Source organism: Stenotrophomonas maltophilia group sp. SKK55, from assembly GCF_057179845.1.
The window spans coordinates 389,692-410,246 of record NZ_JBXUHP010000059.1; the positions used below are offsets into that span (position 1 = coordinate 389,692).

Below are 20,555 nucleotides of genomic sequence, written 5' to 3' on the forward strand. Positions count from 1 at the left end.
TAGTCTACAAAGGCGCATGTTAACGCCGTTGTTGCGTGCTGTCGGCACGCGCCTGTTGGCCGTGGTCGCACTGCTGGCCTGTGCTGGCGGGGCACGGTCGGAGGATGGCTATGCGCTGTGGATGCGCTACCAGCCGGTTGCCGCAACGGTTGCTGCCGATTACCGGCGGCAACTGGCCGAAGTGGTGGCCCCGGATGGCACGCCGATGCAGCGCGCCACCCGCGACGAGCTTGCGCGGAGCCTTTCTGGATTGCTGGGAACGGCGCCGCCAATGCGAACGGCAATCACTACTGACCATGCCCTGGTGCTGGGTACGCCGCAGTCTTCGGTGCTGGTTGCCGCGTTCGACAACGAGATCGCCACGTTGGGCGACGAGGGCTTCCTGATCCGGCAGGTCCGGACCGAGGGGCGCGATGTGCTGCTGGTGGCCGCACGCCGGGATGTCGGCGTGCTGTATGGCACGTTCCACCTGCTGCGCCTGTTGCAGCGTGGCATGCCGCTGCGGGGGCTGAACGTGCGGGAGTCGCCGCGGGTCGCACTGCGTGTGCTCGACCATTGGGACAACCTGGACCGCTACGTCGAGCGTGGCTATGCAGGCAGCTCGCTGTGGGACTGGCAGACGTTGCCGCAATGGCGTGACCCGCGCTACACCGACTACGCCCGTGCCAACGCTTCGCTCGGCATCAACGGCACCGTCCTCAACAATGTCAACGCCAGTGCGCTGAGCCTGTCGCCGGCCTATCTGGCCAAGGCCGCCGCGCTGGCCGACCTGTTCCGCCCCTATGGCATCCGGGTCTACCTGAGCGCACGCTTCAGTGCGCCCATCGAGCTCGGCGGCCTGGCGACGGCTGACCCGTTGGATCCAGGCGTGCGGCGCTGGTGGCGCGACAAGGTCGATGAGATCCATGCGCACATACCGGATTTCGGCGGCTTCCTGGTCAAGGCGAACTCGGAGGGGCAACCCGGCCCGCAGGATTACGGTCGTTCCCATGCCGACGGCGCCAACCTGCTGGCCGACGCGCTGACGCCCTACAACGGCGTGGTCATGTGGCGGGCCTTCGTGTACTCGCACGAGGTTCCCGAAGATCGCGCCAAGCAGGCATACAGCGAGTTTGTCGGGCTGGACGGCGCCTTCCGCCCCAACGTGATCGTGCAGGTGAAGAACGGCCCCATCGACTTCCAGCCGCGCGAGCCGTTCCACCCCTTGTTTGGCGCGATGCCGCGCACGCCGCTGATGATGGAGCTGCAGATCACCAAGGAGTACCTGGGTTTTGCGACGCACCTGGTGTACCTGGGAACGCTCTACGAAGAAGTGCTGCAGGCCGACACCCATGCCCGTGGCGAAGGCTCCACGGTTGCCCGCGTGGTCGATGGTTCGCTGGAGGGCCACGCACTGACCGGTATCGCCGGCGTCGCCAACATCGGCATGGACCGTACCTGGAGTGGCTCGCACTTCGACCAGGCCAACTGGTACGCCTTTGGCCGACTGGCCTGGAACCCGCAGCAATCCGCGCGCGCGATTGCCGAAGACTGGGCAGCGCTGACGTTCTCGACCGACCCGCAGGTGACCGGCCCGATCGTGCGGATGATGATGGACTCGCGCGAGGCGGCAGTGGATTACATGACGCCGCTGGGCCTGCATCACCTCATGGCACGCGGCCATCACTACGGCCCCGGCCCCTGGGTGGACGGCGGCCCGCGTGCGGACTGGACGTCGGTCTACTACCACCGCGCAGATAGCCAGGGCATCGGCTTTGACCGCAGCGCCAGCGGAAGCAACGCCGTGGGCCAGTACGCGCCGCAGGTGGCCGAGGTCTATGGCGACCCCGAGCGCGTGCCCGAGTCACTGCTGTTGTGGTTCCATCATGTGCCGTGGGAACGCCGCATGCGCTCGGGCAGGACGCTCTGGGAGGAACTGGTCGGGCGCTATTCGCGCGGCGTGCGCCAGGTGCACTCGATGCAGGCGACCTGGGCCGGCCTGCGCGACCGGATCGATCCGCAGCGGCATCGGCACGTCGCGGCGTTCCTGCAGATCCAGCACGACGAAGCGCAATGGTGGCGTGACGCCAGCGTGGCGTACTTCCAGTCGCTCAGTGGCCGGCCGCTGCCCGCCGGCGAACAGCCGCCGCCGCATCCGTTGTCGTACTACCAGACGTTGCAGTTTCCGTTCGCACCGGGAGATGGCCGATGAGCAGGTTCGGAGCAGTCGGGTGTGCGCTGTTGATGATGGCCGCGCTAGTGGTGGCGATGCCGGCCTCGGCGCGGGAAGTGGCGGGCCTGCTGCATCCCCTGTTCAGGGATCACGCCGTCCTGCAGCGCGACCGGCCCATTGCGGTCTGGGGGCACGCAGGCCCCGGGCAGGCGGTTTCCGTGACGTTTGCCGGGCAGGCGGTAAGCACCCGGGCGGATGCCGCAGGCGGCTGGCAGGCGACGCTGCCCCCGGTGGCCGCGGGCGGTCCGCATACGCTGGAGGTAAACGCCGGGACACGTCGAGAGATGGCGCGCGACGTGCTGGTCGGCGACGTGTGGCTGTGCTCGGGCCAGTCGAACATGGAACTGCCGGTGTGGCGCTCGCTCAACGCAGCCAGCGAGATCGCCGCAGCCACGATGCCACGGATCCGGCTGTTCACCGTGCCGCAGCACGCCGCCGTGCAGGCACAGGAGAGCTTCAACGGCAGCACTGCCTGGACATCGGCAACGCCTGATACGGTGCGCGATTTCTCCGCCACCTGCTTCTACTTCGCGCGCGAACTGCAGCGCACCGTCGACGTGCCGATGGGGCTGATCGAGGCGGCGTGGGGCGGCTCGCGGATCGAGGCCTGGACCAGCGTGGGTGCACTGCGAGAGCAGGGCGGCCTGGACGAGCCCCTCGATATCCTCGCGCGGTCTGCGCGTGATCCGCTGGAGGCACGCGCAGCCTGGGGCCGCTACTGGCAGCACTGGTGGGCCATGCGTGACGGCGCGCTGCCCGGCGACGAACCTTGGCGCGCGGACACCGATGACGGCGGCTGGTCACGCGCACCGGCCGCGCTGGGGGCGTGGGAGCGGTGGAACGTGCCCGCGCTTGCCGACTACAACGGCATGGTCTGGTATCGCACGCAGGTGGTGCTGAGCGCTGAACAGGCTGCACGCGGCGCGACCCTGGAGCTGGCATCGGCCGACGAGGTGGACGTGACCTGGGTGAACGGCGTGTCCGTGGGCAGCCAGTACGGCTCCGGCCAGAGGCGCTACCCGTTGCCCGGCGGCCTGCTGAAAGCAGGGTCCAACAGCATTGCGGTCAACGTGCTGGACACCTACGGTGAAGGCGGCCTGGCTGGCCCCACCACGGCATACGGCCTGCAGTTCGACAACGGTGAGCGGGTGGCACTGCAGGGTCCGTGGAAGTACCGGGTGGCGCCGAGCCAACAGGCGCCGCCATTCGCCCCCTGGCAGGCCGCCACCGGGCTGTCGACGCTGTACAACGGAATGATCGCACCGCTCGGCGCTTTCGGGCTGCGCGGCATGCTGTGGTACCAGGGTGAATCGAACACCGGTGATGGCGCGGCGTACGCGGCGCGGTTGCGTGCGCTGCGCGACGATTGGCGGCGTCAGTTCGGTGCGCGCACGCCACTGCTGTTCGCGCAGCTGGCCAGCTATGGCCAGCCGCCGGTTGCGCCCGCCGACAGCGGTTGGGCGCAGGTGCGCGAGGCGCAGCGGCGCGTCGCCGCCGAGGACGCGCAGAGCGGGCTCGCCATCGCCATCGACATCGGCGATGCCTACGACATCCACCCGCCGAACAAGCAGGAGCTCGGGCGCCGCCTGGCGCGCGTGGCCCGCTACGTGGTGTACGGCGAGCAGGATCTGGCACCGTCAGGTCCGCGGGCGGTCACGGCCGTGCGGACGCCCACGGCCGTCGCCATTGCGTTCGAGGATGTCGAAGGCGCGCTCACCGCAACCGGTGCGCTGCGTCCGATCGGCTTTGAACTGTGCGAGGCCAGGGGCCATGCGCGCCACTGCGAGTACGCCGACGCCGAACTGGATGCACGCCGGATCCTGCTGCGAGGCCCGCTGTCGACGCGCGCAACGCATGTCCGCTACTGCTGGGCCGATGGCCCGGTGTGCACGCTGCGCGATCGCAGCGGGGCGCCGGCCGGCCCGTTCGAACTTCCCATTGCCGAAGCCGAGGCCCGACGATGATGACGTTGTCCACGCAGTCCCCTGTGGCCCGCGACAGGGCCCGCCTGAGATCCATGGCGCGCAAGCTGCTGGCGGCAGTGTTCCTGCTGTCGGCCGCAGCCGCCCGGGCCAGCGCGCCGCCGGACGCTCCGCCGGTGTACTTCGACTGGTTCGAGTACCGCGGCAATGACCAGGCGTTTGAAGTGCCGCTGCCGGCCGGGCACTACCGCAATCCGGTCCTGGCCGGCTTCCATGCCGATCCCAGCATCGTGCGCGCGAACGGCCGGTTCTATCTGGTCAATTCCAGCTTCACCTACTTCCCGGGCATTCCGGTGTTCGAGAGTGCCGACCTGGTGCACTGGAAGCAGATCGGCAACGTGATTGACCGCCCCACGCAGCTGGATTTCGACGGGCTGAGCGTGTCGCGCGGCATCTTCGCGCCGACCATCGAGTACCACGACGGTACCTTCTACGTCGTCACCACCGCCACCGACAGTGGTGGCAACTTCATCGCCACCGCGCGCGATCCGGCCGGTCCGTGGTCCGATCCGCACTGGCTGCCCGGCATCGATGGCATCGACCCGTCACTGTTCTTCGACGACGACGGCAAGGTGTACCTGGTCAACAACGATGCACCGCCCGGTCCGCCGCGCTACGACGGGCACCGCGCCATCTGGATGCAGCAGATCGATCTGCCGGCATTCAAGCCGGTCGGGCCACGCCGGGTGCTGGTTGATGGAGGCGTGGAGCCGGCGAAGAATCCGATCTGGATCGAGGGACCGCACATCTACAAGCGGGAGGGCTGGTATTACCTGTCCGACGCTGAAGGAGGTACCGGGCCGCAGCATTCACAGGTGGTGCTGCGTAGCCGCGCGGTGTGGGGACCCTACGTTCCCTATGCGGGCAATCCGATCCTGACCCAGCGCGAGCTGCCGGACGACCGTCCGCTGCCGATCACCAATGCCGGCCACGCCGACCTGGTCGAAGGCCCGGATGGCTCGTGGTGGGCGGTGTTCCTGGCCAGCCGCAACTATCAGACGCGCCACTACAACACCGGGCGCGAGACCTACCTGTTGCCGGTGCGATGGCAGGATGGCTGGCCGCAGATCCTGCCGACCGATCAGGCCATTCCCTACGTGGCCAAGGCGCCGTCATGGATGCAGGGCGAGGCATCGCAGGCCCCGTCGACCGGCAATTTCGTGGCGCGCGACAATTTTGATGGCCCAGCGCTCGATCGCCAGTGGCTGCGCGTGCGCGTGCCCAGGCATGCCTGGGCTGACCTGCACAAGCGCCCGGGCATGCTGGCCGTGCACCCGCTTGCCGAGGATCTGGACACGTTGCGCAATCCGGCATTTCTCGGCCGCCGCCAGCAGCATCTGCGCTTCGAGGCGAGCACCGCGATGACCCCGCCAGCCCCCGGTGTCGCCGCCGGTCTGGCGGCGTTCCAGAGCGAGGCGTACTGGTACTTCCTCGGCGTTCGTGACCTTGGCGGGGGGCGCCTCTCGCTCTTCCTCGAAGCGCGTGACGGGGGTGGCAGCACGCGCACGCTGGCCAGCCATGACGTGCCGGCGTCTGCAGCACTGCGCCTGAAGATTGCCGGCAACGAGGGCGACTACGCGTTCTGGTTCGACACCGGCGACGGGCAGGGCTGGCAACTGCTCGCGGGCGACGTGGACGGCACCGTTCTGAGTACGGACCGGGCAGGCGGCTTCGTGGGCGCACTGCTGGGTCCCTTCGCGCGCGACGAGCGCACCGGGAGAAGCAAATGAGACTGTCGATTTCATCCAGGGCCCGCCGCCGTACGTGGCGTGGCCGGGCCACCCTGTTCGTCCTCACCTGCGTGGCGGCCGCGGCGTCCGCGTCCGCGGCCGCGCCACGGCCCTGGCTGGATGCCTCTACAAGCTTCGAGCAACGGGCCGCCGCACTCGTCGCGCAGATGACCCTGGAAGAGAAGGCCGCGCAGATGCAGAATGCTGCACCGGCAATCGAACGGCTGGGAGTGCCCGCCTACGACTGGTGGAATGAGGGGTTGCATGGCGTCGCACGGGCGGGCCAGGCCACGGTGTTTCCGCAGGCAATCGGCCTGGCCGCGACCTTCGATGTACCGTTGATGGGGCAGGTGGCCACGACCATCAGCGACGAGGCCCGCGCAAAGCACCACCAGTTCCTCCGAGAAGGCGCGCATGGCCGTTACCAGGGCCTGACCTTCTGGTCGCCGAACGTCAACATCTTCCGCGACCCGCGCTGGGGGCGCGGACAGGAGACCTATGGCGAGGATCCGTACCTCACCGCGCGCATGGGCGTGGCCTTCGTACGCGGCCTGCAGGGCGACGACCCCGTCTACCGCAAGCTGGACGCCACCGCCAAGCACCTGGCCGTGCACAGCGGCCCGGAGGCCGACCGCCATCACTTCGATGCACGCCCGAGCCGGCGCGACCTGTATGACACCTACCTGCCGGCGTTCGAAGCGCTGGTGAAGGAAGGCGAAGTGGATGCGGTCATGGGCGCCTACAACCGCGTGTACGGCGAGTCCGCCAGCGCCAGCCGTTTCCTGCTGCGTGATGTGCTGCGACGCGACTGGGGCTTCAAGGGCTACGTGGTCTCGGACTGCTGGGCCATCGTCGACATCTGGAAGCACCACCATATCGTTGCCACGCGCGAAGCCGCCGCGGCGCTGGCGGTCAGGAACGGCACCGAGCTGGAATGCGGCCAGGAGTACGCCACGCTGCCTGCGGCAGTGCGCCAGGGGCTGATCAGCGAAGCGGAGATCGACGATGCGGTGACCCGCCTGTTCACCGCTCGGATGCGCCTGGGCATGTTCGATCCGCCGGAGCGGGTGCGCTGGGCGCGCATTCCGGCCTCGGTGAACCAGGCGCCGGCCCATGATGCGCTTGCCCTGAAGGCCGCGCAGGCATCGCTGGTGTTGCTGAAGAACGACGGCGTCCTGCCGCTGTCGCGCGACACCAGGCGCATTGCCGTGGTTGGACCCACCGCCGACGACACCATGGCGCTGCTCGGCAACTACTTCGGTACACCGGCCGCGCCGGTCACCATCCTGCAGGGCATACGCGAGGCGGCCAAGGGCGTTGAAGTGCGTTATGCCCGCGGCGTGGACCTGGTGGAAGGGCGCGACGATCCCGGTGCCACGCCGTTGATCGAGCCGACCTTCCTGCGGCCCTCGGCGGACTCGCCCGAGCGCGGCCTGCGCGCCGAGTACTTCCGCACGCCCGACCTGTCTGGCACTCCGGCCCTGGTACGTACCGACGCGCAGATCGGCTTCCGCTGGGACCGCGGCTCGCCGACCGACAACCTGCTGGCACGCGGCGAAGCGGCACCGGGGCAGGGGATTCCCAACGACCGCTTCAGCATCCGCTGGAGTGGCCAGCTGCTGCCCCCCGTGTCCGGTCGTTACCGGCTGGAGGTGGCCGGCGATGATGGCTACCGCCTGTACCTGGACGGCAAGCGTGTGATCGATCACTGGGTGAACACGGATCGCCTGCATGCCGAAGGTGTCGAACTCGACCTGCAGGCGGGGCATGCCTATGCGCTGACACTAGAGTACTACGACGACCAGCGCGATGCCGGCGTGCGCCTGGGCTGGCGCATGCCCGGCGCCAAGGCGCCGTTCGATGAAGCGCTCGACGCCGCACGCGAGGCCGATGTGGTGGTGTTCGTTGGTGGACTCACCGGCGATGTCGAAGGCGAAGAGATGACGGTCAACTATCCGGGCTTTGCCGGTGGCGACCGCACCGACCTGCGGTTGCCCGAGCCGCAGCGCACCCTGCTGGAGGCCCTGTACGCTACCGGCAAGCCGGTGGTGATGGTACTCACCGGCGGCTCGGCCATCGCCGTGGACTGGGCGCAGGCGCATCTGCCGGCGATCCTGATGAGCTGGTACCCCGGGCAGCGCGGCGGCACCGCCGTCGGCCAGGCGCTGTTCGGCGACATCAATCCGGCGGGTCGCTTGCCGGTCACCTTCTACAAGGCCGGCGAAGTGATGCCGGCATTCGACGACTACGCCATGGAGGGCCGCACCTACCGCTACTTCCGCGGCACGCCGCTGTACCCGTTTGGTCACGGGCTCTCGTACACGCGCTTCGATTATGGAGCGCTCCGCCTCGATGCGGACACCATCGGCGCCGATGGCCGCCTGGGCGTGACGGTGGATGTGACCAATGCGGGCACACGCAGCGGTGACGAAGTGGTACAGCTGTACGTGCGGCGCGAACACGCCGGCAGCGGCGATGCCGTGCAGGAACTGCGTGGCTTCCAGCGCGTCCAGCTGGCCCCGGGCGAACGCCGCACGGTGACGTTCACCCTGCAGGCGGCGCAGGCCCTGCGCCACTATGACGAGGCGCGTGCGGCGTACGCGGTGCAGCCCGGTGCCTACGAGGTCAGGGTGGGGGCATCCAGTGCCGATATACGTGCGCAGGGCAGGTTCACCGTGGTGCCCGCCCATGACTGATCGCCCTCGTTGGCATCGGTTCCTCTTCGACCAGATTCCTTTTCAAGGACGTCCGCTGCATGGCAAGCACTGAACACGCGCTATCGGTACGCGAGAAGCTCGGCTACAGCCTGGGCGATCTCGCCGCCAACCTGATCTTCCAGACCCTGATCACCTACCTGGCGTTCTTCTACACCGACGTCTACCGCCTGCCGGCTGCCACCGCGGCCACGATCATCTTCGTGGTGGGCCTGCTGGGTGCGTTCGTGTTCACGCCGTTGATCGGCATTGCGGCGGACCGAACGTCCACCCGCTGGGGCCGCTTCCGCCCGTGGATCCTGTGGACGGCCATCCCCTTTGGCGTCCTGTCCCTGCTGGCGTTCAGCACCCCGGACCTGGGCGAGCGCGGGAAGGTGATGTATGCACTGGGCACCTACGCGCTGCTGGTCTGCGTCTACGCCGCGAACAACCTGCCGTACTCGGCGCTGAGCGGCGTCCTGACCGGCAGCATGGCCCAGCGCAACAGCCTTTCGGCGTACCGCTTCGTGGCCGTGATGATCGCGCAGTTCATCATCCAGGTGCTGCTGATGCCGCTGGTGTTGATCCTGGGTGACGGCGACCGGGTGCGCGGCTTCGAACAGGTCATGACCGCCTTCGCAGTGATCGGCACGGTGTTCTTCCTGATCACCTTCGCCACCACCCGCGAGCGCATCGTACCGACGCGCGAGCAGACCGGGGGCGTACTGCAGGACCTGTCGGACCTGCTGCACAACCGCCCGTGGCAGGTGATGCTGGCCCTGACCGTGCTGGTGTTCATCAACCTGGCGTTGAAAGGCGGCACCTACATCTATTACTTCCAGTACTACATGAGCGAAGCGGCGCTGGCCGGCTTCCTGGAAAACTCAGGCTTCAACGGCCTGATCCGTGCATTGAATGGCGCCCTCGCCAGCGCCGGCTTCGCGGCGTTCACCTGGCCGAAGGACGCGGCCACCTCGGCGTTCAGCCTGTTCAACGCGTGCGGCATCCTCTGCATGATCCTGGGTATCGGTGCATCACGGCGGCTGGCGGATCGCTTCGGCAAGCGCGATGTCTTCGGTGGCGCCCTGTTTGTCTCGACCCTGTTCCTGCTGGCCTTCTACCTGTTTCCACCCACGGGCGTGGCGGTGGCCTTCGCTGCCTTCATGCTGCATGGCTTCTGCTATGGCATCACCATCCCGCTGCTGTGGGCGATGATCGCGGACGTCGCGGACTACTCCGAGTGGAAGAACCATCGCCGGGCCACTGCGATCATCTTCTCGGCGATGCTGTGCGGCCTGAAGATCGGCCTTAGCGTGGGCGGCGCACTGGTCGCTGCGATCCTTGCCCACTACGGCTACCAGGCAGGCCTGGTGCAGCAGCCTGAGGCCGTGGTGCAGGGCATCCGCTTGACCGTAAGCGTCTACTGCTCCCTTCCTTTCCTGCTCGCCGTGGCGCTGCTGTTCTTCTACCGGATCGACAAGCGCGCGGAAACCCGCATCGAGCAGGATCTCCACCTGCGTCGCCGTTCCGCCGACGCCTCCGCGTAACGCCAAGATGACAACCATGATCGACCTCTCTGCCGGTGAAGACGGCCAGGCCAGCGAAGCCCGTCTTGCGCAGCTCAGCGCACACGCCATTTCGCAACCGCTGGTGACCCACATCTACACGGCCGACCCTTCGGCGCACGTGTTCGAGGGACGCCTGTACATCTATCCGTCGCATGACATCGACGGTGGCCAGCCCTTCGACGACGAAGGCGGCCATTTCGGCATGCAGGATTACCATGTGCTGAAGATGGATACGCCCAACGGCACCGCCGTCGATTGCGGCATGGCGTTGCACGTGCGCGACGTGCCTTGGGCGCGGAAACAGATGTGGGCCCCCGACGCTGCCTGCCGCGATGGCCGCTACTACCTCTACTTCCCAGCCAAGGACGCCGAGGGCCGGTTCCGCATCGGCGTGGCGATCGGTGCGCGACCGGAGGGCCCGTTCGTGCCCCAGCCGGAGCCGATCAAGGGCGCGTACTCGATCGACCCGGCCGTGTTCGAAGACGACGATGGCAGCCACTACCTGTACTTCGGTGGCATCTGGGGCGGGCAGCTGCAGAAGTATCGTGACAACCAGTTCAGCGAAGCGCACGAGGAACCCGAGGGCAGCGCGCCGGCCCTGGGCCCGCGCGTGGGCCGCCTGGATGCCGGAATGACCGAGCTGGCCGAACCCACCCGCGAAGTGCAGATCCTGGATGAGCATGGCCAGCCGCTGCGTGCGGACGACCATGCGCGCCGCTTCTTCGAAGGCCCGTGGCTGCACAGGTACCAGGGTCGCTACTACCTGTCGTACTCCACTGGCAACACCCACCAGCTGTGCTACGCCGTGGGTGACAGCCCGTACGGGCCGTTCACCTATGCTGGCGTGATCCTCACCCCCGTGGTCGGTTGGACCACCCACCACTCCATCTGCCAGTTCCAGGGACAGTGGTACCTGTTCTATCACGATGCGCTGATGTCCGGCGGCATTACCCACCTGCGCTCGGCCAAGTGCACGCCGCTGCACATGGAGCCGGACGGAAGCATCCGCACGATCAATCCCTATGGGGCCTGAGCGCATGTTGCCGAGGGATGATGCGCTGGCCCCGCTGCCGGCCGGTCAGCTGCACTGGCTGAGATGCGGCGAACTGGAGGTTGCGCTCGCCGCAGCGGCGGGCGGGCGCATCGCGCACCTGCGTTACCGGGGCGTGGAATGGCTGGTGGACGCGCAGGAGACCGGGGCGGCGGCGATCGCCTGGGGCTGCTACCCGATGGTGCCGTGGGCCGGGCGCATCCGCCGTGGACAGTTCCGTTTTGACGGCATGCCGCATCGGCTGCCGCTCAACTTCGACGGGCATGCCATCCATGGGGTGGGCTTCTCGCGACCCTGGCAGATCGACCGGCTGGATGCGGCCGCAGCCGAGGTGTCGCTGCAGCTGCCGCGCGACAGCTACTGGCCCTTCGGTGGCATTGCCATGCTGGAACTGCGGTTGCAGGGGCACACCCTGCAGATGCGCCTTTCGGTCCAGGCCGGCGAGCAGGCGATGCCGGCGGTGCTGGGCTGGCACCCCTGGTTCAGGAAGCCGGACCGGTTGCTGTTCAATCCTCGCGCGATGTATCCGCGGGACAGGGAAGGTATTGCCACGCTGCCTCACGTGGAGCCCACCACCGGCCCCTGGGACGACTGCTTCGTTGCCGACGGTGACATCACGCTGGTACGCGAAGGCCAACGCCTGCGGCTGAGGTCGGACCACGACCACTGGGTGGTCTACGACGCTGCGCCGCACGCCACCTGTGTCGAACCGCAGAGTGGCCCGCCGGACGGCTTCACGCTGGCACCGCACCGGCTGGAGCCTGGCCAGCGCCTCGCGTTGACGTTCGAACTGGCGTGGGTGGCGGACAGCAGCTGAAGCCCGGCCAGAGTATCGGTACGCCGCCCGGACCGGTTGTGGACCCTGGTGCCTGACACGGGCTGCGCCTCACCACCACGTGCCATCTGCTACAGGTTCCAGTCAACCCGCATGCCCGCGATCAGTGCATTCGGCAGGTCCCGCTGCCGCGCAGGTTCGTTGAACGGGTCCGGATGCACGATGTAGTGCAGGTTCGGTGCAATCCTGAGCTGCGGGGTGAGCTGGATGCCATAGCTCAGCTCCATCATCACCTGGCTTCCGTGCGGGGTGCCGCTGCCGCCGGCGGCAGCGCGGGCCAGGCGGAGGTTCTCCAGCGCGATGTCGCTGTACTTCTGCCGGGTGACGACGAAGCCGATGCTGTCCTGCGGCCGGCCGGCGAACGTGCCATTCTGCACAAGCCCGGCCTGCAGGAAGTGATCCTCGATCAGCTGCCCGGAGGTACCCTTGAGCGCCGCGCCGAAAAGAGTCAGGCCGCGGCCATTGCCATCGCCGGTAAGCTGCTGCTCGAAGCGCGCGAACGCACCGGAGCGACCATGGCGTGCCGTGTAATCCTGGCCACTGAGCAGCGCGGGAATGCCGTTGGCATCGCGCAGCGGATCGCGATAGGTCGAGTTGTCCTGCCAGCCACCGAGTTCGTAGCGGGCTTTCAGTCGTGCCGAAGCAGGGCTGCGCCAGCCGATCGTGTAGGGCACGATCCACCCGGTGGCCTGGTTCGTATTCCACTTCAGGCCATGCTGGCCATCCTCGGCCTGGCTCGGGTCGACTTGGTAGGCACCGATGCGCACGTAGACATCGGGCGTCACCCAGGCCGTGGCGTCGGCCATCCAGCTTGATACGGGCCACCAGGTGAAGTTGCTGGTGCGGAAAACGTAGGTCGGGTTGCCGCACGCCGAGTTGCCCTGGAAGTACTGGCACAGCTCCGACCCGAGGTGGTGGATGTTGGCGACGCTGCGACCGGCCTCCAGCACCAGCCGGTCGTTGAACAGCTTCTGTTCCAGGGTCAGGTTGGCCAGGCGGGTCCCCTGGCCGCCGTAGATTTCCTGCACCGAGGTGCTGTTGCCGGTGCTGCTGTTGGCGAGGTTGGTGCCGTGGCGATTGATGCCATAGGCCTTGATCGTGGCCCCCCGCCAGCCGAACGCAGCGTCGAGGTCAACATCGGCGCCGAACATCAGCTGGCCGGCGTAGGCGGTGCCGCTGCGCTTGCCACCATCGAGCGTGGCGGCCGCCTCGCCGGTGTAAGCCAGTTTGGGAGTGAGGACATCACTCGCGTTGGCAGCTACGGCCAGTGAGGGCAGGGCCAGCAGGATCGCTACCGGCACCAGGCGGCAGGAAGGGCAGGTCATGGGCGGGGTTCCTTTTACAGGGTGGGGGCCGTGACCGGCTTCTTGAGGATGCGCAGTGCAATCGCGGTGACCGCCACGCCGGCCAACAGCGCCAGCAGGTAGACACCAAGATGGGTGACTGCGTTCGGGATCGGCAGCACGAACACACCACCGTGCGGCACCTTCAACTCGACGCCTGCGGCCATCGAGATCGCACCGGCCACCGCCGAGCCGAGGATCAGCGCAGGAATGGTGCGCAGCGGATCGCGTGCCGCGTAGGGAATAGCCCCCTCGGTCACGAAGCTCAGGCCGAGCACGCCGGCGGCACCGGCGGTGCCGCGCTCCTCGGCAGTGAAGCGGTTGCTGAACAACCACGTCGCCAGCGCGATGCCCAGCGGTGGCGTCATGCCGCCGATCATGGTCGCCGCCATCGGCGTGTACACCTGGCTGGAGATCAACGCGGTGGAGAAGGCGTAGGACGCCTTGTTGACCGGTCCACCCATGTCAACGGCCATCATGCCGCCCAGCAGCAAACCGAGCAGGATCGCGCTGCTGCCTTCCATGCCGCGCAGCCAGTCGGTCAGCCAGGCCAGCAGTGCGGCCACCGGCGTGCCGATCACGTACATCATCAGCAGGCCGACCAGCAGCGTGCCCAGCACCGGCAGGATCAGCACCGGCTTGAGGCCTTCCAGGCTGCGCGGCAGGCGCAGCGCACGGTTGATCCAGTGCACGCCATAGCCGGCGATGAAGCCCGCGAGGATGCCGCCGATGAAACCTGCGTCCATGTTGACCGCAACCAGCCCGCCGATCATGCCGGGCGCGATGCCGGGGCGGTCGGCGATGGAGTAGGCGATGTAGCCGGCCAGCGCCGGCACCATCAGCATGAAACCGGACTTGGCGCCGATCTGGAACAGCGACCAGGCCAGCGTCCCCTTGTGTGCGTCGTCGAAGGCATAGATGCCGCCGAGTGCGAACGCCAGGGCGATCAACAGGCCGCCGGCTGTCACGAACGGCAGCATGAACGACACCCCGGTCATCAGGTGCTTGTAAGGACCGGTGGCCCTGGGCTTTTCGGTCGTGCGGCCTGAAGTCGCCGTACCTGCCTGCACGCCGGCCTCGGCCAGCGCCTTGCGGATCAGGTTCTGGCCGTCATTGATCGCCGGCTTGGTACCGCTCTTGAACAGGCGCTTGCCGGCGAAGCGCGCCAGATCGACTTCGCGGTCGGCGGCGATCAGCACCACATCGGCGGCGGCGATTTCTTCATCGCTCAACGCATCCTGCGCGCCGACCGAGCCCTGTGTTTCCACCCGGATCGCATGGCCCAGCGCTTTGGCAGCCTGTTGCAGGCCTTCTGCCGCCATGAAGGTGTGAGCGATGCCGGTGGGGCAGGAGGTGACGGCAACGATGCGCTTGCCAGCCCCGGTGGCGGGGACACTGGCCGGCGCGGCTGCGAGCGGTGCAAGCGCGGCGACCGGATCGTCCAATACCTCGCCCAGGCTGGCATGCACGATCCGGGCATTGCCGAAGCGTGCGATGTCTGCCTCGCCATTGCCCACCAGCAGCAGTTGGGTCGCGGAGGCGGCGTCCGAGGCGGGCAGCGCGCCGGTCACGCCCTGGTCGCTGCGGATTTCGATCATCAGCTCAAGCCCGCGCTGGCGGGCCGCGCGACGCAGGGCCTCGGCGGCAAGTACCGCCTCGATGCTGCGTTCGCCAGCGGCGATGACTACGGTGGAAGCGTGCATGGAAACTCCTGGAATGCTTCGGGTTCGTCCTTGCCGGAGGCATCGCGGGTGGCCCGAAGCCAACCGCTGCTCCTCCGGCAGGTGTTTCAATCCAACCGCTCGATCAGTACATCGCCGGCCCCGGCGCGCACCTGCGCCGGATCGAGCCGCCGCGCGTCTCCGCTATCCAGCCGGCTCATCGAGAACGCCGTGGCCAGTCGTGCACAGGCGGCCAGGTCGAGGGAGCGCTCCAACAGCGCGGCGGCGATGCCGGCGACCATGGCATCACCGGCGCCCACCGTGCTGCCCTGGGCCAGACGCGGCGGTCGCGCGACCAGTGCGCCGGCGCGATCAATGAACAGCGCGCCGTCGGTCCCCATGGAGATGGCGACGAGTGCGACACCGCGTTCGACCAAGGCCTGGCCTGCAGCGCGCAGTGCGCTGCGATCCGGCAGCGACGTGCCGGTCCAGGCCTCCAGTTCGTGGCGGTTGGGCTTGATGGCGTAGGGCAGCGCGCCCTGCGCGCCGTCCAGCGCAGCTACGAGCGCATCGCCGCTGGTGTCCAGCAGCACGCGCGCACCGGCCGTTCCGGCCTGCGCCTGCAACCGCGCCCATGCATCGGCCGGTAGTCCGTGCGGCAGGCTGCCGGACAGCACGACCGGCAGGCCGGGCGCGAGCAGGGCGCCGAGCTGGCGCGACACCGCGTCCAGATCGGCAGCGTCCACGGCCAGGCCTGGCAGGTTGATGTCCGTCGTTTCGCCGTTGGCCTCTTCGACCAGCTTGATGTTGGTGCGGGTATGGCCCGGAACGCGCAGGCAGCCGTCAATGATGCCCCGCTCACGGAACAGCGTGCGGAACACGCCGTCGTTGCCGTCGCCCAGCACACCCAGCGCGGTGATCGGCACGCCCCAGTCGGCCAGGCAGGCCGCCACGTTGATGCCCTTGCCGCCTGCGTCGTCGCGGGAGCTGCCGGCGCGATGCACCCGGCCTGGCTGCAGGCGGGCCAGGCGCACGGTCTGGTCGATGGCCGGGTTCAGGGTCACGGTGACGGCGCGGGCAGTCATGCGCGCGCTCCATCGAGGCCGCGCACCTGCTCGGCGGTTTCGCACCCCAGTGCGGTGCTGGCCAGCGCTTGCAGTTCGGTCATCGCGGTGCCACGCAGGCGCGCCTTCACCGCCGGGATGTCGTTCGGGGTCATCGACAGTTCGTCCACGCCCAGGCCAGCCAGCAACATGGCGCCGAAGGGATCGCCGGCCAGGCCGCCACAGACGCCGACCCAGCGCCCATGCAGCCGTGCGCCTTCAACCGTGGCACGGACCGCGCGCAGCACCGCCGGATGCAGGCTGTCGGCCTCGGCGGCGAGTTCCGGGTTCTGGCGGTCGATCGCCAGCACGTACTGGGTCAGATCATTGGTGCCGATCGAGAAGAAGTCGGCATGGCGCGCCAGTACGTCGCTCTGAGCGGCGGCAGCCGGCACTTCGATCATGATGCCGATCGGCACCACCGGCGCCTCCAGCTCGGCACGCAGGCGCTCACAGATGGCGCGCAGTGCGACCAGCTCGGTCACCGACGTGATCATCGGGAACATGATGGACAGGCGTGCACCGTCCTTGGCGGCGCGATACAGCGCACGCAGTTGCGGCTCCAGCAGGTCAGGGCGGCGCAGCAGCAGGCGCGCGCCGCGCACGCCGAGGAACGGGTTCTCCTCGCGTGGCAGTTCCAGGTGCGCCACCTGCTTGTCGCCGCCGATGTCGAGCGCGCGCACGATCAGCGGGCGGCCGTTGAGTGCCTTGGCCATCGCCAGATAGGTGGTGTACTGCTCCTCCTCGCTGGGCGTACTGCCACGTTCGAGGAACAGGAACTCGGTGCGCATCAGGCCGACGCCTTCCGCACCCTGTTCCAGTGCCAGTGGCACCTGGTCGGGCAGGTTGACGTTGGCGCCGATGTCGATGCGGTGGCCGTCGGGGGTCTGGGCGGGTTGCGCGCGTTGCGCGGCTTCGCGCTCGCGGATCTGCTGCTGTTCGGCGATCCATTCGCGTGCCGAGGCGAGATCGGCTTCGGAGGGGGACAGGTAGAGCCGTCCGCTGCTGCCGTCCAGGATCGCTTCGCGGCCTGGCTGGATCGCCAACAGCCCGGCGCCGCCGGCCACCAGCGCCGGCAGGCCCAGCGTGCGCGAGAGGATGGCGGTGTGCGAGGTCGGCCCGCCCTGCGCGGTGGCCAGGCCGAGCACGCGACCGGTGTCGAGATTGGCGGTATCCGAAGGCGAGAGATCTGTGGCGATCAGGATGCACGGTTGCGACGGCAGATCCGCCAGGCCACCACCTTCAGCAGAAGGGTCAAGCTGCGCCAGCACGCGTCGGCCGACATCACGCAGGTCCGCCGCGCGCCCGGCCAGCACCGGATTGCCCAGCGCCGCCAGCCCGGAGGCGATCTGCTCGATGGCCTGGTGCCATGACCACGCCACACCATGGCCTTCGACCATCAGCTGGCAGGTGCGGGTGATCAGGTCGGTGTCGTCGAGCAGCGCGGCCTGCGCCTTGAAGATCGCCGCATCCGAAGCGCCAAGGCGGCGCTGGGTGTCGTCCTGCAGGGCGGCCAGCTGCTGGCGGGTGCGGCCGAGTGCATCCTGCAGGCGTGCGCCGCCCTCGCCAAGCGGGGCAGGACGGTCAGTGACTTCCGCCTGCGTGCTGGCCAGCACATGCACCGGGCCGATCGCCAATCCGGGGCTGGCGCCGATGCCAATGATCGTTGCCTGCGCTTCGGGTGGTTTCCACCCGGCGACAGGGGCTGCTGCCTTGCGCTGGGCTGCACGCTCGGCATCAGCCCTTTCCTGTGCGACCAATCCATCCATGACCTTGCGCAGCGCAGCCAGCAGCGCGGGGGCATCGGCGCCCTCGGCAGAAACACGCACGGCATCGCCCTCACGCAGCCCGAGCTGAAGCAGCGCTACCAAACTCTTGGCATCGGCCGCCTGATCGCCTGCGCGGACCTGCGCGCGGGCTGCGAAGCCGCGCGCCGTCTCGGCCCAGCGCGTGGCAGGACGGGCGTGCAGTCCGTTGGGGTAGGCGATGGTCCATTCGAAGCGCTCGGCCAGATCCACCGCTGGCGCGTGGGTGGCGGCAATCGCAACATCGCCGGCCAGCGCGTTCATGATCTCACCCGCCTCGGTGGTGGTGAACAGCCGCTGCAGCGTGGACTCGTCCTGGATCAGCCGGGTCAAGCGGCGCAGCACCGTGATGTGGGTATCCGACTGGGCAGCGATGCCGACCACCAGACGGGTGATCTGTCCCGGGTTCCATTCCACGCCTTGCGGCAACTGCAGCACGGCGATGCCATCGCGGAGCACCAGATGGCGGTCCTCGCCAAGCCCGTGCGGGATTGCCACGCCGTGTCCAAGGAAGGTGTTCGCCAGCGTTTCGCGCCGCCCCATGCTGGCTTCGTAACCCGGCGCCACGCAGCCGGACGCGACCAGCATCTGCGCGACCTGGGCAATGGCATCGGTCTTGTCCTGCGCCCGCGCGTCCAGGCGGATCAGTTCCCGGCTGGCCGGGGAAGGGGAGGTCTGGGGCGACAAAGGGGGCTCCGCGGAAGGGGTGGCTGAGACGTATTGGGAACGTTCCCACTCGCCATTTCAATGTGCAGTGCACAAAAATCCAATAGTCCTTTGGCGTTAACATGGTCCTGGACGGCCGTCCGGCCCAGAAAAGCGCTCGATTCCGGGAACGTTACCAGTGAGCATCAGCATCAATGACGTCGCACGCGTGGCGGGGGTATCCAAGTCCACGGTGTCGCGCGTGCTCGGCGGAGGCCCGGTCAGCGAGGCCGTGCGCGGCCGGGTGGAGGCGGCGATCCGCCAGACCGGGTACCACCCCAACCTGCAGGCCAGACGCCTGCGCGCCCGGCACACCGGCATCATCGGCCTGATCGTGGCGGATATCCGCAACCCGTTCTTCACCGCGCTGATCCGCGCCGTGGAGGAAGTCGCGTACCGGGAAGGCCTTCGCGTCACCCTCTGCAACACCGATGAGGACCCCGAGCGCGAAGCACTGTACCTGCAGTTGATGCATGAGGAGCGCATCAGTGGGTTGATCTTTGCGCCCACCCGGACCACGGTGGGGCGGTTGAACCGGTTGAGGCTGGATTATCCGACGGTGCTGGTCGACCGTGCCGCACCGGGTGGCACGATCGACAGCGTGGTCCTCGACAACGCAGCGGCGATGTCAGGCCTGGTCGAGCACCTGGCCGAGCGCGGTTATCGCCGCATCGGTGGCCTGTTCGGCAGCACCAGTACCACGGCGGCCGAACGCCGCGACGGCTATATCGCAGCAATGCGCAGGCACGGGCTGGAACCGGACTACCGCGAGGTAGAGCCCACGGCCGAGGCCGCCATCGCAACGGTCGAGCAGTGGTTGTCCAGTCCTTCGCGTCCCGATGCGCTGGTCGCCAGCAACAGCCTGCTGCTCATGGGCGCATTGAAAGCGGCCCGCAGCGCTGGGCTTGCGATTCCAGGAGAGCTGGCGCTGGCAGGGTTCGACAATGAGCGATGGACCGAACTGGTCGAACCCGGGGTTACCGTGGTCGAGCAGCCGGTTGAAGAGATGGGGCGAGCTGCGATGTCGCTGTTGCTGGAGCGCCTGCGCATGCCGGAGCTGCCGGTACGCAGACTGGTGATGACGGGAAGGTGCGTGGTCAGAGGGTCAACGGCTGCGCGATAGTCTGGCGCAGTCCATGAGGCTGGCACTGGGGTGTTGGCGGGTCGCGCGTTGTCTGCTAAAAGCCATCTGGACACGCAGACCGGATGGATCATCGCCTTGTCAGAGCCTTATTCAGCGCTGTTGCGCCTGCAGTTGCGCCACGAAGATCTCTCCAGATGGCTGGCGGCGCCCCTGCCTTCGCCATCCCGATGGTCCGACTGGCGATGCATCGCCGGGCCGTGGCGCTTGCGCAACGGTGAATGCCTGGCGTCTTCAAGCGACGAGGCGTTGGATGAACTGCTCGTAGACTGCCAGGCCCTGCTGGCCCGCTACCCCGACAATCGCGCCGCATTGAAGGCCTTCCTTGCATCCGCGCAGGCCGAGAACATCCAGGTTGCCGTCTATGACCGCACTGGTACGCACTTTGTTGCGGGATCGCTGACGTATTCGGAAAGCCTCTACGATCTCATCGCGTTTCTGACTGTGGCACGGGGCGCGGCCGATTTCCTGAAGGCGGGCGACCACGGGGTGGCACTGGTCCACGACTATCTCTGGGCAGAGGAAGGTGAGCGCGAGACCGTTGCCGCGATTGCCCTGGCCGGCCAGGGGCAATCCGGATTCCTTTCTTCCACGGACCTGGATACCGCTGCCGCGCCCTTCGACGCCTTGGTGGATGCCATGCTGGACGCTGAGGACGACCCGGCGTTTCAACCACGCAACCAGCTTGATCAACTCTGACCGGCGCCGCGTGGAATCCGGAAAAAC

Annotated in this window: 13 protein-coding genes; 9 read left to right on the forward strand and 4 right to left on the reverse strand. The window is 67.9% G+C overall.

The window, feature by feature from the left end; genetic code table 11:
* Positions 1-16 precede the first annotated feature (16 nt).
* From AC2A1N_RS19870 to AC2A1N_RS19900, 7 genes are read left to right on the forward strand one after another with little or no spacing between them, the layout of a single operon-like run.
* Positions 17-2,191 carry an alpha-glucuronidase family glycosyl hydrolase gene (locus AC2A1N_RS19870; protein WP_242892815.1) on the forward strand — a complete coding sequence of 725 codons (2,175 nt, stop codon included), beginning with the start codon at positions 17-19 and terminating at the stop codon, positions 2,189-2,191.
* Complete coding sequence (locus AC2A1N_RS19875; protein ID WP_242892805.1) at positions 2,188-4,176, forward strand: sialate O-acetylesterase; 1,989 nt, start codon at positions 2,188-2,190, stop codon at positions 4,174-4,176. The genes AC2A1N_RS19870 and AC2A1N_RS19875 overlap by 4 nt, the downstream gene beginning before the upstream one ends.
* A gap of 53 nt (positions 4,177-4,229) precedes the next feature.
* On the forward strand, positions 4,230-5,924 hold the full coding sequence (locus AC2A1N_RS19880) for a glycoside hydrolase family 43 protein (protein WP_242892803.1): 1,695 nt from the start codon (positions 4,230-4,232) through the stop codon (positions 5,922-5,924).
* The gene (locus tag AC2A1N_RS19885) at positions 5,921-8,620 is read left to right on the forward strand and encodes a glycoside hydrolase family 3 protein (protein WP_242892800.1); all 2,700 of its coding nucleotides are present in this window, start codon (positions 5,921-5,923) and stop codon (positions 8,618-8,620) included. The genes AC2A1N_RS19880 and AC2A1N_RS19885 overlap by 4 nt, the downstream gene beginning before the upstream one ends.
* Before the next feature lie 59 nt (positions 8,621-8,679).
* Positions 8,680-10,164, forward strand: coding sequence for an MFS transporter (locus AC2A1N_RS19890; protein ID WP_484373234.1), 1,485 nt, complete (start codon positions 8,680-8,682; stop codon positions 10,162-10,164).
* A gap of 16 nt (positions 10,165-10,180) precedes the next feature.
* Positions 10,181-11,218, forward strand: coding sequence for a glycoside hydrolase family 43 protein (locus AC2A1N_RS19895; protein WP_484373236.1), 1,038 nt, complete (start codon positions 10,181-10,183; stop codon positions 11,216-11,218).
* Positions 11,208-12,053, forward strand: coding sequence for an aldose epimerase family protein (locus AC2A1N_RS19900; RefSeq protein ID WP_484373238.1), 846 nt, complete (start codon positions 11,208-11,210; stop codon positions 12,051-12,053). Before AC2A1N_RS19895 ends, AC2A1N_RS19900 begins: the two co-directional genes overlap by 11 nt.
* An 89-nt stretch (positions 12,054-12,142) precedes the next feature.
* On the opposite strand, the gene AC2A1N_RS19905 is transcribed toward AC2A1N_RS19900, so the two are convergent.
* The 4 genes from AC2A1N_RS19905 to ptsP form a co-directional block, all read right to left on the reverse strand.
* On the reverse strand, positions 12,143-13,396 hold the full coding sequence (locus AC2A1N_RS19905; protein ID WP_484373240.1) for a carbohydrate porin: 1,254 nt from the start codon (positions 13,394-13,396) through the stop codon (positions 12,143-12,145).
* 14 nt (positions 13,397-13,410) lie between these two features.
* Positions 13,411-15,117 (reverse strand): PTS fructose transporter subunit IIC, encoded by a 1,707-nt coding sequence (locus AC2A1N_RS19910; protein WP_484373242.1) that lies wholly within the window; start codon positions 15,115-15,117, stop codon positions 13,411-13,413.
* An 86-nt stretch (positions 15,118-15,203) separates the two neighbouring features.
* A complete protein-coding gene (locus tag AC2A1N_RS19915; RefSeq protein ID WP_061478275.1) occupies positions 15,204-16,160 on the reverse strand; it encodes a 1-phosphofructokinase family hexose kinase in 957 nt (318 codons plus the stop codon).
* Positions 16,157-18,670, reverse strand: coding sequence for a phosphoenolpyruvate--protein phosphotransferase (gene ptsP / locus AC2A1N_RS19920; protein WP_484373244.1), 2,514 nt, complete (start codon positions 18,668-18,670; stop codon positions 16,157-16,159). The genes AC2A1N_RS19915 and ptsP overlap by 4 nt, the downstream gene beginning before the upstream one ends.
* Positions 18,671-18,827: 157 nt before the next feature.
* Here ptsP and AC2A1N_RS19925 point away from each other — a divergent pair, with 157 nt between their 5' ends.
* Together AC2A1N_RS19925 and AC2A1N_RS19930 are read left to right on the forward strand one after the other, a co-directional pair.
* Positions 18,828-19,811, forward strand: coding sequence for a LacI family DNA-binding transcriptional regulator (locus AC2A1N_RS19925; protein WP_484373246.1), 984 nt, complete (start codon positions 18,828-18,830; stop codon positions 19,809-19,811).
* Positions 19,812-19,907: 96 nt separating this feature from the next.
* A complete protein-coding gene (locus AC2A1N_RS19930; protein WP_484373248.1) occupies positions 19,908-20,528 on the forward strand; it encodes a hypothetical protein in 621 nt (206 codons plus the stop codon).
* Positions 20,529-20,555 lie beyond the last annotated feature (27 nt).